General features: G+C 46.3%; 17 protein-coding genes. All 17 read right to left on the reverse strand.

Annotation, left to right across the window (positions count from 1 at the left end; genetic code table 11):
* On the reverse strand, positions 1-270 hold the full coding sequence (locus AB1Y31_07755; GenBank protein MEW4983062.1) for a hypothetical protein: 270 nt from the start codon (positions 268-270) through the stop codon (positions 1-3).
* Positions 270-722 carry a phage baseplate assembly protein gene (locus AB1Y31_07760; protein ID MEW4983063.1) on the reverse strand — a complete coding sequence of 151 codons (453 nt, stop codon included), beginning with the start codon at positions 720-722 and terminating at the stop codon, positions 270-272. The genes AB1Y31_07755 and AB1Y31_07760 overlap by 1 nt, the downstream gene beginning before the upstream one ends.
* Entirely contained in the window at positions 712-1,758 is a 1,047-nt protein-coding gene (locus tag AB1Y31_07765) for a phage baseplate assembly protein (GenBank protein ID MEW4983064.1), read from the reverse strand. The genes AB1Y31_07760 and AB1Y31_07765 overlap by 11 nt, the downstream gene beginning before the upstream one ends.
* Entirely contained in the window at positions 1,751-2,899 is a 1,149-nt protein-coding gene (locus tag AB1Y31_07770) for a DNA circularization N-terminal domain-containing protein (GenBank protein MEW4983065.1), read from the reverse strand. The genes AB1Y31_07765 and AB1Y31_07770 overlap by 8 nt, the downstream gene beginning before the upstream one ends.
* A complete protein-coding gene (locus AB1Y31_07775) occupies positions 2,899-4,647 on the reverse strand; it encodes a phage tail tape measure protein (GenBank protein ID MEW4983066.1) in 1,749 nt (582 codons plus the stop codon). Before AB1Y31_07775 ends, AB1Y31_07770 begins: the two co-directional genes overlap by 1 nt.
* Before the next feature lie 108 nt (positions 4,648-4,755).
* On the reverse strand, positions 4,756-5,145 hold the full coding sequence (locus AB1Y31_07780; GenBank protein ID MEW4983067.1) for a phage tail assembly protein: 390 nt from the start codon (positions 5,143-5,145) through the stop codon (positions 4,756-4,758).
* Positions 5,145-5,498, reverse strand: a complete 354-nt coding sequence (locus AB1Y31_07785) for a phage tail tube protein (protein ID MEW4983068.1) — start codon at positions 5,496-5,498, stop codon at positions 5,145-5,147. The genes AB1Y31_07780 and AB1Y31_07785 overlap by 1 nt, the downstream gene beginning before the upstream one ends.
* Before the next feature lie 21 nt (positions 5,499-5,519).
* Positions 5,520-6,986 (reverse strand): phage tail sheath subtilisin-like domain-containing protein, encoded by a 1,467-nt coding sequence (locus tag AB1Y31_07790; protein ID MEW4983069.1) that lies wholly within the window; start codon positions 6,984-6,986, stop codon positions 5,520-5,522.
* A gap of 3 nt (positions 6,987-6,989) precedes the next feature.
* Complete coding sequence (locus AB1Y31_07795; protein ID MEW4983070.1) at positions 6,990-7,181, reverse strand: DUF2635 domain-containing protein; 192 nt, start codon at positions 7,179-7,181, stop codon at positions 6,990-6,992.
* Positions 7,182-7,190: 9 nt separating this feature from the next.
* Entirely contained in the window at positions 7,191-7,748 is a 558-nt protein-coding gene (locus tag AB1Y31_07800) for a phage protein Gp37 (protein ID MEW4983071.1), read from the reverse strand.
* The gene (locus AB1Y31_07805; protein ID MEW4983072.1) at positions 7,748-8,167 is read right to left on the reverse strand and encodes a phage protein Gp36 family protein; all 420 of its coding nucleotides are present in this window, start codon (positions 8,165-8,167) and stop codon (positions 7,748-7,750) included. Before AB1Y31_07805 ends, AB1Y31_07800 begins: the two co-directional genes overlap by 1 nt.
* Positions 8,167-8,442, reverse strand: coding sequence for a hypothetical protein (locus AB1Y31_07810; GenBank protein MEW4983073.1), 276 nt, complete (start codon positions 8,440-8,442; stop codon positions 8,167-8,169). The genes AB1Y31_07805 and AB1Y31_07810 overlap by 1 nt, the downstream gene beginning before the upstream one ends.
* Positions 8,443-8,508: 66 nt before the next feature.
* Positions 8,509-9,555: a Mu-like prophage major head subunit gpT family protein gene (locus tag AB1Y31_07815; GenBank protein ID MEW4983074.1), complete on the reverse strand. Its 1,047-nt coding sequence runs from the start codon at positions 9,553-9,555 to the stop codon at positions 8,509-8,511.
* Positions 9,556-9,567: 12 nt separating this feature from the next.
* Complete coding sequence (locus tag AB1Y31_07820; protein ID MEW4983075.1) at positions 9,568-9,969, reverse strand: hypothetical protein; 402 nt, start codon at positions 9,967-9,969, stop codon at positions 9,568-9,570.
* Positions 9,969-10,970, reverse strand: coding sequence for a phage protease (locus tag AB1Y31_07825; GenBank protein ID MEW4983076.1), 1,002 nt, complete (start codon positions 10,968-10,970; stop codon positions 9,969-9,971). The genes AB1Y31_07820 and AB1Y31_07825 overlap by 1 nt, the downstream gene beginning before the upstream one ends.
* Positions 10,971-11,158: 188 nt before the next feature.
* On the reverse strand, positions 11,159-11,599 hold the full coding sequence (locus tag AB1Y31_07830; GenBank protein MEW4983077.1) for a phage virion morphogenesis protein: 441 nt from the start codon (positions 11,597-11,599) through the stop codon (positions 11,159-11,161).
* Positions 11,600-11,698: 99 nt separating this feature from the next.
* Entirely contained in the window at positions 11,699-12,913 is a 1,215-nt protein-coding gene (locus AB1Y31_07835; protein ID MEW4983078.1) for a PBECR2 nuclease fold domain-containing protein, read from the reverse strand.
* Positions 12,914-13,020 lie beyond the last annotated feature (107 nt).

Consider the following 13,020-nt stretch of genomic DNA (forward strand, 5'->3'; position numbering starts at 1 on the left):
TCAATTACTTATCCTTGCGAAACCGCGCCCAGTGCTTGTATGCCCACACGATGCTGCGTTACCTTCAATACAAACAGCGACACCATTAATACGAACAAACGAAGACGCCTCTACCATCACAGGCGACGCATGTGGCGCGTTGCCATGCCCTTGAACAGGGTCACCTAGCAGCACAATGTTGTCCCCGTTGATTCGGCAAAAACCTTGCCCCCCATTCAACTGTACGCCACCTGCGCTATCGACTGATTTACATGCTATTCCTGGCATCATTAACCCTCGTTTAAATCAAATGAGGGTGTCGTAATAACAATACCGGCATCTGATATGACTATGGATGACGCACCTGAAGCAGATACCATTTCAATACCATCACGTGTTAAATGTATTTTCTGACCAAGATCATCTGATAAAGCCACTTCACCTTTTTTCATACCGCTTAACCGATACCGGCGATCCGCAACAATCAAGCAAATAGGGTGGCTCTTACCTTCGATGTTGGACACAATAGGCTCCGCACCATTTTGAGGGTTAGAGCTAAAACCATACGGTTCAAAATGTTCCATTTCCAAAATCAGTTCAGGCGTCAGTTGAACCTGTACGGTTTGCATTTTCGGCGCGCTATTGCTATTGGTTAAAACACCACGGCGTTGCAATAAACGAATACGACGATACAGCGGCTTAAGCATGTTATTTAATAAGCGAGACATTGATTTAGAATCCACTGACATCCTCCGCAGGTTCAGGTAATTCGATCAACTCAAACGCTTCTGTAGGCATCACTTTTATTTCTGCCAGTTCGCCGCCGTCATCGATGACTAAAACAACCTCACTGATTAATAAGTCGCCATCAATATCGGTATAGCTGTCTTGCACAGACACTAAAAAATTAGGTTGCCATAAGCCGGTTTTGTGCTGCCAACCATTGACGGTATAAACAATGCCTTTGCTACGGCCATAACGTGTATTAACTTCCCACTGAGCGCGTTTTTTTGCATCGTCAAGCGTTAAGCTGCTATCAGCAAGTATCGCTAATGGGCGGTGTCTGCCGATTGCCTTATCTGAATACGTACCTTTAATATGAGCTGCACTTGCCCCCCAAGTATTATCATCACCACTTTGGGAACCTAATACAGAGACCTCACTAAAGCGGTCACGTTGGCTAAATTCACCGGAAGCACTAAGAATGTTTTCACCCAATATCAAAGGTGTATTAATACGGTTTTTGCTGGCTCGGGTAATCACAATATCGCCTTCAATATTGCTCACAATACGCAATGCCCGGATACGTGCTTTTTGCTCAAGAAACTCGAAAATGCTCTCACCTGTTTCAATCGCATCAGCTATACCAAACGGCTTGCCAATATCCACACCTTCAGAAACTAAAACCTTAATACCAAATGGCTTACATAACGTGTCAGCTACTTGCTTTAAAGTTTGAGTATCAAAGGACTGTCCATCCTTGTGCGTACAATCCACCAAATCACCCGCTTTAGAGCGCCCAGTGACCACAATCGTATGCTGGCTTGCATTGTAATTGGGCGTTACGTCATCAATGTAACCGGTGATCACCTTTGTATTATCAATCCACACTTCACACGCCGCACCCATGTTAATAGCCCGTGGTGAAGAACCTGACGACCATTTGTCGGTGAGGGTTAAGCTAAAACGATTGGCAATGCTTTCCATTGAAAAAGACAAGCGAACTTTCAGCCAGCCCGTGTGAATAACACCATCCACTTTTAACCGAACATTAGACATTCAGCACCTCCAACGGCTCACTGGCTGGCATAAACCCAGCGTGGTGAATGTTGTTGCGGCTAATCAATTCAGCTTCACGATTCGCATCACCGTATAGCTGATGAGCGATCACCAAAGCAGGTTGAACGGCCTGTGCGACATGTGTGCTCAAGCGTGATAAATCAGCACCGCGTGTACGAATATCGTTAACAACGGCAGCTCGTAAATCTAATAGGCTATTAAAAACAACGTCGCTCACGTCATCGGTACGCATTTGCACATCGAGCTCATCAAGCAGCACATTACGCATGGTAATCGCATCGTCATACGTCAAATAATCTATTTGGCTAGATACTCTGGCAGCTTCAACCAAGGCACTGCGCTTAACCAAAGCATGCACCGCGGCTGCACTGGTTGTTTGTTGAATGCGACTGGCCGTTGTCGCTGGAATAGACGGGCTGTTGGTGTCGCTATTTAGCAAGGGGCGGTACAACTTAAATGCAGATGTTGGACTGCTCGCAGCGGCGCTTATTTTGCTCACCGAACCGAGTAATGCCGTTGCAAGACTTGCAGGGGTATAAATCAATGACGTGATAGGTTCTAAAACAGATCCAATCTGACCACTGATGAGTGTAATAATCTGGTCTAATTCGGCTTCAAGCTCTTGTGCATGAGCCGCCACTAAACCGACTGCGTTAAACGCGTTAATGAAGTCATTCTTTATTTCAATAAGTGACAAGTTAGCTTGTGCATCAACCACCGCTTGAGTATCAATCTGTTGATCAGGGTATTTGTTTTTACCTGCTATCACCAACGTAAGGGTGAATTGACAACGGCCACCGTGTTGACTGTCTTCACGTTGACGCGCATCTAGCACATCAACACGCATGGTACCGAGGTAAGGATGTACTAAAGTAGCCGCGCCAGCCTTATCAATTGCGTCCATTAACGCATCGCGCTGCGTGTGGTAATTTTCACCTATCACAAACGCCTCAAGCGTGAACTCACGGGCTTTCAAACCCATATCTTCTACGTAAGGAGTATCTCTTTTTGGATATTCATGCACCACTTTGCGGCGGCCAAATTGAGTACTGGATGATTTGACCAGGAACTCAACATTGCGGAATTTACCGCCACCGGTATAGCTATCTCGCCAACTCATTAGCCAGCCGCCATTGCCATGCCGGCATCAACTTGAATGTCTAAGTTTTCGCCTTGTATTTTTTTAACCTGCACCCGTTTGTCACTCACCTCGATGTGCAATTTTGATGCAGCAACCGCTGCTTGTGCTTCGTTGTTACCCAATGCGGCCAGCGTTTTAGCAATAACAGAACCCAATGTATCTGCAAACGATGTTTCGTCTATCAGTGAATAAATGCCCGTGCCTACGCCATAGCCAACAGCGCCCGCTGCAGTCGCCGCTAAAGAAGCGGTACCTAAACCAGCGGCACCTAATTTCAATGTGCTTTTGGTATTGAATAAAGATGCTTTTTTAGCCACTCTGTCTTTCAATGATGAGCCTGTTCTAAAGCCTTTTTTCGCGCCTTTTCTTAAACCATCACCTGGCATATTCACCACATAAACAGGCGTGGCGCCAGCACTGCTTAACGCACCAGCAATGCCCGATTTTTTACCTTTACCAAATAAGCCAGCGACATCTTTAACAACACCCACGCTTTTCACAGCCAATGAACCTGCAATCAAGCCACCAACACCAATGGCGGCTCCCTTGATGATTTTCCCAGTTCTCTCGCTGCCTAATTTGTCGAGTAATTCGGATGCATCTTTAAGGGGGCCAGAGAATGTTTTGTCGGCAAATGATTTCCATGCCGTTGATAGCATTTCCACACTGCCTGCAGCATCTTTAGCGGCACGTGACGAATCATCTAAGGTCGTGGTTCCATCGGCATGCACTTGCATGAATTTATCCATGCTGGCCACTGCACCCGTTCTTTGAAACTCAGAACTCGCGGCATTAAAAGCACGAACTGCTTCCGCTTCAAAAACCTTACTCAGTAACGTTTTCTTACCACCTGTTTTTTCAACAATCTCGACCATCAATTCGTTAATTGGTCGTAGTATTTCTTCGCCTCGCTTTAACGCTTCAACATCAAATACTTTGATGCCACCTTTTTGCAGCATCTTTACTTTTTTATCATCACCCAGCGTCCGTAGCATTGCCTCAAAGGCAGTGGCGGCCATTTCTGACGTGCCTGTGCCTTGACGAATAACTTGCAAAGCTGCACCCATTTCGCGAATTGCTTGAACACCACCACGCCCCATAGAGGTGTAAGCAGTTACTACACGTGGCCCAAGCGCCGCTAGGTTTTCTAAGGTGAACGCACCTTCTTTGCCTTGTACATTTAACGTATCCAGTGCAGTGATAACGTCCTTATCAATCACTATGCCCATTTTTTGGAACTCGGCCATAATTTCGCCAATGGCTGAGCCACTTGCACCGGTGGCCTGTATCGCAAGGCCGATATTATCGATATTACGACGAGCAAAATCCAGATCACCTGTTTTTTCAACTATCGCTTCAATAGCCGATGTTATTTCAGATGGATCAACGCGTATATTCGGTGCATTGGCTACGTCATAAATTTCATTCTTCAGCCTGTTCATATCATCAGCTGATTTATTAGACTGAATGCCTAAACGTGTAAAGCGTCGTTCCAGGCTAATGAGTTGTTTGCCCACCGCAACACCCGCAACCCCGCCAATTAAGGCGGTATAACGATTACCGGCTCTACTAAGCATGCGGCCAGTAGAACCGGCCACACGGCTTAAGCGTGACAAGTGCCGCTGTCCATTCTTTGAGAAGTTTCCCAAAGAATTTTCATACTTTTTAGCGTTGCGAGCTAGGTTGCCCGATAGATCAACAACGACACTGGTCTTGATATCATTCATTGAATTGTTTTTAAATGCCCTAAATAAGTTAAATAACGTCGAATACTCAGTTTATGCAGCTGCTGTTGCTGCCAGCCTGTGCGAATGGCAATAACCAGTGTTAACCGATCAAGCGTTTTCGCCAGACTGATCAGATCGCCCCCGCGTTTCTATTGCCTCCGCAACGACTTCTGCCGCCTGATCTAATTTATTGGCCATGTTTTGTAGGGCATTCAGGTCTTCAGGGTGCAGGGTTTTTAATTGCTCCAATGACAACGGGCCAGACACATCATCGATCGACTTAATTTGCCGCCTCAGCACATGTACGCCCACCATTGTTGGGCTGGGCACAAGTTGCGGCTGAAGCTGACCATTTTCATCCGGTACCATGATTAATTTCTCTGCTTCTTCCTGCGCTTCAATAACATCACCGGCAGTGGACTCACGTAAGGTAGCTACTTTTAAAATAGCTTCACCTAGCTTAAGGCCGTGTTCTAGAGGAACCTCAACGATGCTCATTAAATTTTATCCACACTTTCAGCCGACATTTTTAACGGCGTTTTACCGCTGCCATCGTGTGGCACCACCTCGGTAGTAAACGCATTACGCATAATGTATTGCTGGCCTGTATCGGCTTCAAAAAACACGGTTGCATTGGTGATTTTGTTTAATGCAAAAACATCCGTATCCTTTGTGATTAACACCGTTGCTTCTAACGATGGCGGTGTCTCTTCTTCGCTGAAGTAAGTCTTCCCACCGTGCGCTTCTGGGGTTCTGGTGACACCAGCCCCCGCAAGCGTTGCTTTGTTTTCAGTCGGTAACACAGCACCGTCAACGCGTATAACGACTTTTCCTGTTATTTGTCCACTCATGATCTTTTTCCTTATTGTTGTCTAACGACGAAATTCGTTATGAATTGCTGTTACGCGCATTTGGCCAACCAACTGCGGTGAGTCGTAGATGTTTAAACGCGAGCGATCATCAACATCAACCTCAGTTAATAAGGCTTCTTTATAACCTTCGTAGTCTTGCACCCAGCCTTTTTGTTCCATCTCGGTGTACAGCACCAACAATTCAGACTTTGCGATTTTCGGCTGCATAATCGCTTGACCAGGCGCAACACGCATACTGTCTTCAGCCAATTTGTGGCGTGGGTATTTTTGAGCAAACATGGCACGTTGCTCAAAGCGAATGCGCTCTAAGGTTTCCGGTGTGTTGATATCGAGATATGAATCATCCGAAATGCCGGACGCATTCTTTTGATACATCGTAATTTGACGCTCGATTATCACGCTGCCATCGTGTGCAACGGTGTAAGTAGCAATACCATCAAACAATAATTGGTTGCGCTCAGTGTCTGTCCAGCGAATTTCTTTAACCGGGGCTTTAATGCCTGTGAGCTTTAAACGTTGCAAAGGACGCGCTGGGTCAATCGACAAGTACTTGGCGCCAATAATCGCATTCACACTCGCCCATATATAAGGAGGCTGTGGCGATGTATTGGTCGCCATGCATGTCACATGTGGGTTGTTGCGTGTATTGCCAAAGGTGCCGCTAACCGCGTGTGACCCACGATATGCAGTAAAAGCACGTGCGCCGATTTGACGCATAGGCCCCCAACGTGAATCGAGTTCAGCATCGAGCAAGGTTAAATTGGCCGCATCGGTAAACGGCATTACCATCCAGTTGTACCATTCGTCGCCTAATGCGGCGATGGTGGTGCTGATATCTGGGTTTGTTGCTCCACCGGCCATCGCTACGATGGTTACGCCAACACCTTCTGGTATTGACTCGTCAAAGTAATTCATTCGCAGATCGATGTCGTTACCGGTTTCACCTTTCCAACGGCACGTGATATCCACTTGATTGGTGGTAACACCGTTGACAACGGCTGTAACCGATAATGTAGTGTCGGCATTTATCGCAGCCGCTATTGCGGTGGCAATATCATCTTGCACATCGCCGGATTGAACGCCCACTAACACACGGGTTCCACCTATATAAATAGCCAACGTTCCATTTGCGGTTGCCGGGCCGGTAGCGGTCAGGGTGCCAGCTGCTTCAGCACCTGCGCCATCTTCATCCAGTGCAATGGCATAGGTTTCAATAAATTGTTCAGCGTTTTTAATCGCTTTAATTTGTTCGGCAAGCATTGAACCGCGGCCAAAGTACTCCTCGGCTTGCTCTTGTGTATTAACGCGTGTCGCAATGCCCGCGGCTACGCTACCGGCAGCTAAACGTTGGCCAATAACCAATACTTTAAAATCAATGGCTGCATTACCGGCAAGGCGGTTATCAAATTCAACATACGTACCAGGGATACGAAGTGCGGCGGGGATTTCATTAAATGAAATAGGCATGGTTTACTCCTTAATACTTTTTTTAGTGGATGGTTTTGCTTCAGCGATATCGCCATCGTTGATACGACGTTGCCAATAAGCATTTTTAGGCACATATTCGCCGTCGCTGTTTAAGTGACCACCACGTTCAGGGTTGCGAACCATCACTTTTGGGTTGGTGGGTTTTACAAAAATCTTTCCATCTTGCTTGCTCATATTGGGTTCCTATTCTTGAGGTAAAGTTAATTCATCAATGGCCAGTGGCTCTTTATCGCCCTCGGTCATTGAGTGTTCTGCGTGGTAGGTGATAAAGTTTTCCAGCGTGTCATCAACGACATCTGGAAATGGCATATTTGGAAGTTCAAAACTTAGCGCATAAAATGCAGCCTTAAATGTTTCTTCCAGCTGGATTGAGAAAAGATTACTCACGCTCTTAAACTGTAGAGTCCCAACACCATCAACCGTGCTCCCGTGCAATTCTGGTATCAGTCCTTGAATAATGTCATAAGCCCCAATAGTAGTGCTGTCACCGCGCCTACGGGCCTCATCATTGCCTACATGTCGCGTGATTACGTAGGCATCAAAACGCCCATTTATTCTTGCGTCACCTTCGCCGGCGCTCCCACCAAGAAACGCAAAATAAACCGCTGGTGCAGCGGGCAACATGGTTTTCAAAACACCTAAATTAAGTGCGTTAGGTAACACTTGAACCTTATTCAAATAGCCGCCAAACATTGCTTTGGTTTTACTGATCAAGTGATCCTCAACAGCGACTATACTCATCAGATAAAGCTCTTGTCTTTGCGGTTAAACACACTGCCGCCTGATTGCATAATGGCTAGGCTTTCGCTTTCTTGAGCTTCGCCAGCAGCATCCACACCGATGGATATTTCGCCTTTGCCGATTGATTTAACGAACTTCACCGCATCGTTATAACGACGGACAACTGCCTCAGTTGCACCGTCGTCATATAAGTAATAACGAGAAATGTCGCACGCTACACGGACTAATGATTTAGTGATCGGATCTGCTGGAACATTGAAACGACCACCTAAATAACCATCAATTTCACCGTCTGCATCGGCAACGGCGCGGTTAACAACCGATTCATTGATCGTGCCGATATTGGTGCGATCTGTGAGCTGTATCAGCTCATCATCACCGTATCGATCACGTAGATCCTGTAGCGTGCAATAACTCATTATTCAGCCGCTTTTTCAGCCGTCGTACGTTGGCAGCTTAGCTGCGGCTCGCTTTCTAACGTGGCAATTTCTTCTTCGGTTAAGCTATCCAATGGGATGCCTTCGCCGTTTTTATTGAACTCACGGCCACAGCGTCTAAAGCGTTCACCTTTTGATTGGATGAATAAAACATCTACCTCTTTAGCTTCTGGTGCTTCTGGTGCTTTAGTCACCTTAGAATCATCCGTTACCTGGTTAACTTTTTTAGTCGCTGGTTTTGGGCTTCTTGACGTCATAATCTTAGTCCTCTAGATTTAAAAGACGGGCGGTGTCATACCGCCCGTTGATTTACCGGTTAACGATTAAGTCGTACCCGTGGAACCGTGACTTAACTGCCATAGGCCATAAGCACCGGTTGCTCGCGCTTCGGCCCCAAACTTGTATTCACGCTTATTGAATACATCGTCGTTTTCCATACTCGTTTGGTTAACAAACACAGGGCGCTTACGCATTTGAACAATGAAAGGCTTAACCACATTGGTGGTCACGTGTAGGAACCAAGCGGTATCACTTACCAGACCAGGGTTTACTAATACGGTGAACGTGCCCTTATATGGGTTGGGCGTGTCATCCGCTAATTTGTCTGAATTAGCCAACATGTTCGCTATCGTTTCCAGCGCAGGGGGCACTTCAAGCAAGTCTGCTTTCATGCGTAAAGGCGCACCTTCTTCGTCCGTCAATTTACCGATGGCCACACGTGCCGCGCCAATGCTTGCCTCGGCTAATGCCAATGTTGCATTCGATAAGGCTTTGGTCATTTTATTGCTGACTGATGCACCGTTAACGTCATGATCTGTGTCATAGAAGTACTGGCCATCGAGGCAAGTGTTTACAAACGCATTATTCTTTAAATCATCAGAAATAATATCGTGTAACTCAGCAGCTGAATCACCGGCTGATTGCGCCTGAATGTTATAGATACCCAATCGATCGTCTTCAATATGATTACGATCTACTGCAACCGTTGCTTCCCAGTCTTCGTTTTTAACGTAGTACTTGCCAGCGGCAATATTTTTAATCTGCTTATCACCCACCCATTTGCGAAAGCGAGGGAAACGTGACAACCAAGCGTAATCTTCCCCAGCGGCGCTTGACGGCACTTCCATGGTGGTTTTTTGCCACTCACCTGTTTTAGCCTTTAACGCCTGATTAAAGATCGTTTTAAGGCCGGTAAAAATGGTCTTAATGGATGCACTGTTAACCAGCATACCGAGCATGCCAATGGCCGAACCCATTTCAAGCGGAACCGCACCCACCCCCATTTCTGGTGATGCGAAAACTGGCCCCGCGCATGCAGCTATTACAATGCAAGCTAGTAGCGACCAAATAACATATTTAATTTTTTTCATGAATTTCTCCGATTAACCGATTTGAACCCAGACACCATCGGCATCTACGTCTGTGATTATTCCCGCTGCTGAACGAGTATTTGTGCCGTCTGTATTAGCAACCGTTTGGTCATCAACGATGTACGCTGTACCGCCAATGTCAGTACGTGTGACTGAACCGTCATTCGCTAATTGATAAATGCCTGGCTGCGTATCAACGGCTAAATCACCATCGGCACCGGCGCTGTTATCAACTTGTTTCTGACAAAGTCCGCGAGCTGTTAAACCTATCGCGGTTGTGCCAGGGGCGGCATATCCAGTAGCATTTAGCACCGTAATGGAACCGGCAAAAATGGTGGCGCTGGCTGCTACAGGGTCGTTATGAACCGCTCCCGCACGCTTGGCCGTGTTTCTATCTTTATTTAGAGCAGTCATTATTTTTCATCCTCTAGTGAGTTTGCGTAATCGTCTTCCGAGATGTTCAGCTGCTTACAAATTGCAATTTCATCTGCCGTCAAGGTTGCTTTGCCATCTTTATCAAACGTGCGGCCATCGGTTTGCTGGCCTTTTAAAGCGGCAATTTCTGGCGCTGAATCGACATAACTTTTTAGCGCGGCAACGCCGTGCTGCTTTGCAAGGTCACGCGCCCATTTTTCTTGCGCAGGAATGAGTTGGCCGTTTTTCAATGCAACCGTTACTAGGTCATCAACTTCGCCTTTATCAACCGATAGCTTGAGTGCTGCTACCTGTGTTTTCAGCTCTTCAACCACTTCATTGGGGGTGAATTTAGCCGGGTCGACTATGCCTGATGTTGCTTTTAACGCAGCCACTTCCGTGTTGCCTTCTTGCACTTTTGCTTTTAATGCGACAATTTCTGTTTCGTTCGCTTCGTTTTTATCCTGGATAGCTTTACAAGCTGCGATCACTTCTTCCTGTGTCGCGTCTTTGCTTAGCCCCAGTAATTTCTTCAGCTCTTCATCCATTTGGATCTCCTGATTATTGGGTTGGTTGGAAAATTTAGCGGCGGCCACTTGATCCATGCCATCGATATCAGCGGTATTTACTAAGCCGATATGCAGCAGGTCGATAATTTCGCCAGTTTTTTTGTTGTATGAGAAAACGGGGGATAGATAGCGGTATTCATCGCCATCGATATAGCCTTTAGCTTTTGCCGTCCACTTGTAGTCGTTAGCAAATAAACCTTCACCTTCACGCCATTCAAGCGACGCGCGCTTTATCCAGCCAGACGCGGGGGCTTCTTGGCCGTTGTTTTCGGTTTCTAATGTTTGGTGTTCGTAATCAATCAGTAGGTCGTTAGCTTTTGCAGCCACGAGAGTGATTATTTTTTGTGCAATGTCGCCATTAATTTTCCACGACTTTAAACCAAGAGGTCGACCGCTAGAACCACGAAAATCAGACGCAGGAAAAATCTGCAAAGCGTTACCTGGTTTAATGGCAAAACTGCAAACTGCGATTGCGGTTGTCTGTGAGGGGCTCTTGCGTATAGTCATGAGCGTAAATTACAGTATGCAAGGCACAAAAAAACCCTGAAGAGTTTCAGGGTTTTTTGCTCACGCCTTAAATTAGATTAACTTCAATTACCATCTAAGGCAAGCCATCACTTTTACAAGGTAAAATGATCGCGCAATATTTCTAATATTTCAACTTCATCTTCATCGCTTATACCTAGAAAAGGTCTCGCTGGTATACCACGGCTTTTATCGCCGAATTGGTGTGTTGCGCCCTGGACAAAGTTTGTTCCCAGCTCTAGCCTTGAGGCGCTTACGTTGTAAGCCAGTGTGTCACGCATTAACCCTTCCAATACAAGAACTTTCCCCGCGTTCTTTTTCTTACGTGCCTGATATTTCGGATCTAGCTTAGCCCACGGTTCGCCATCGGGCGACTCTTGCCGGTCCCAACGATCACGGTGACTATTTAATAGTGCTTCACCAATATCTGCAAACACAGGTTCTAAGTTTTCAGCCTTGTCTACCAAACGCCTGAACGCATCTACCACTTGTTGATCGTTAAACTCTGCGTTAATACTTATTGATGCGCCAGCCATTACGCTTTACTATGAAGGTTCGGCTGATATGCTGGTGCGTACACCCATAGCATTGAAAGCCCGCCCGCCTGGTACGTTGGGAGCGAGGGCCCTATTCTATTATTCATCCCCATACACCAATTCTCCTAAACGCTGGTTCTGGATATACTTATTATCTGATGTTGGTATAAAGGTAAAACCTTCTAGCTGTCCCTTTCTCGCGTTGGCTACCAACAATACAAACTTACCTTTCTTAAACTCATAACCTTTGATAAATCTTGCGCGCAAGTTGATTTTCCCCGTGCCTTTGTGCTTCTCGAAAGACAGCCAGACTTCATATGGATTTGTTAATAGATCATCAATCAATGGTAAATACTCTGAGCGGTTTGGATCAATATGACTAGCGAGTTGTTTAGACCTGACGGTGACCGGAATACCACCTGGCGAATACAATTTCTGATCGCCTTGCTGTTTTTGCAGCAGCTCCAACACCTCTGCTTTTGTTTTTAGTCTTGCAGCCAGCTTCACTGGAGTAGCATTCAGGGGTATCTGCTTTGGACGCCCAGCTTCTGCCCAACCAGCAGTATTTAGCGGCTGCCACGCATTCTTGGTTTTTTTCCACTCAGCCATTACATCATCAGACAGCGCTTCTCCAAAAGCAGCCTTGCCGGGATTATAGGCAAAGCCGGGGTCAATACCTTGGGGCACTTTTACTTTTCTGGGTGACGGACCTCTAATACCGACTGTTTTTTCTTCATATTTAATAGCGGGCGCTTTGTCTGGGATGGTTTTACCCAACTTGTTAATGTCACGCTCGTTTAGGCTCTGGACGAAACACTTACACCCCCACCCATTAGCTGGGAAATGCGTATCCCAAAATGGGTCCTCTGCACTTAATATCAAACCATCCCACGCTAGGTGCTCTGGCCTCGGATGCTCTACCGCATCATTATGACGGTAACGCCAATAAGGACGCGACCGCTTCACTTTCTGCATTTGAGTGTAGCGACCTGAGTTATGCGCCTGATATAGATTTGTTTCGTAGATTACTCGCGTTCGCCAATCTCGGCCACCGTTATAGCCCCAGCCATGCTTATCGACAATGCTATCAAAATCTTTACGAAAATCTCTTAAGCTGCCACCATCAGCAATGCTTTTATCCAGGGCGGTTTGAAAATCCAGTAAAATATCATCTTTCATCGCCCCGGCAATAGTAAATGCCCGAGCATGTTGGCCTTCCCAAATATCTGTCCACGCTGCCGTTGGCACACGAACTTTGTCACGAAAGAAATCAATCGCTTCTTGAAATGCTAATGAGCCGTATTTTGCAGGCATTAGGCTGAAACCTGCAAATTGAGGGGTGAGCAGCTTTTAAACATCGACGACGACCCATTTAACTCCCGTTTAAATTTTGCGTTCTTAAAAAACACGTACGTTGATAG

This window comes from Cycloclasticus sp. (assembly GCA_040743155.1).
Taxonomy (GTDB): Bacteria; Pseudomonadota; Gammaproteobacteria; order Methylococcales; family Cycloclasticaceae; genus Cycloclasticus.

Bases quoted from the DNA above. Each gene is read 5' to 3' on its own strand.
- AB1Y31_07755 (MEW4983062.1), bottom strand. From the start codon at position 270: ATGATGCCAGGAATAGCATGTAAATCAGTCGATAGCGCAGGTGGCGTA.
- AB1Y31_07765 (MEW4983064.1), bottom strand. From the start codon at position 1,758: ATGTCTAATGTTCGGTTAAAAGTGGATGGTGTTATTCACACGGGCTGG.
- AB1Y31_07770 (MEW4983065.1), bottom strand. From the start codon at position 2,899: ATGAGTTGGCGAGATAGCTATACCGGTGGCGGTAAATTCCGCAATGTT.
- AB1Y31_07775 (MEW4983066.1), bottom strand. From the start codon at position 4,647: ATGAATGATATCAAGACCAGTGTCGTTGTTGATCTATCGGGCAACCTA.
- AB1Y31_07780 (MEW4983067.1), bottom strand. From the start codon at position 5,145: ATGAGCATCGTTGAGGTTCCTCTAGAACACGGCCTTAAGCTAGGTGAA.
- AB1Y31_07785 (MEW4983068.1), bottom strand. From the start codon at position 5,498: ATGAGTGGACAAATAACAGGAAAAGTCGTTATACGCGTTGACGGTGCT.
- AB1Y31_07790 (MEW4983069.1), bottom strand. From the start codon at position 6,986: ATGCCTATTTCATTTAATGAAATCCCCGCCGCACTTCGTATCCCTGGT.
- AB1Y31_07795 (MEW4983070.1), bottom strand. From the start codon at position 7,181: ATGAGCAAGCAAGATGGAAAGATTTTTGTAAAACCCACCAACCCAAAA.
- AB1Y31_07800 (MEW4983071.1), bottom strand. From the start codon at position 7,748: ATGAGTATAGTCGCTGTTGAGGATCACTTGATCAGTAAAACCAAAGCA.
- AB1Y31_07805 (MEW4983072.1), bottom strand. From the start codon at position 8,167: ATGAGTTATTGCACGCTACAGGATCTACGTGATCGATACGGTGATGAT.
- AB1Y31_07810 (MEW4983073.1), bottom strand. From the start codon at position 8,442: ATGACGTCAAGAAGCCCAAAACCAGCGACTAAAAAAGTTAACCAGGTA.
- AB1Y31_07815 (MEW4983074.1), bottom strand. From the start codon at position 9,555: ATGAAAAAAATTAAATATGTTATTTGGTCGCTACTAGCTTGCATTGTA.
- AB1Y31_07820 (MEW4983075.1), bottom strand. From the start codon at position 9,969: ATGACTGCTCTAAATAAAGATAGAAACACGGCCAAGCGTGCGGGAGCG.
- AB1Y31_07830 (MEW4983077.1), bottom strand. From the start codon at position 11,599: ATGGCTGGCGCATCAATAAGTATTAACGCAGAGTTTAACGATCAACAA.
- AB1Y31_07835 (MEW4983078.1), bottom strand. From the start codon at position 12,913: ATGCCTGCAAAATACGGCTCATTAGCATTTCAAGAAGCGATTGATTTC.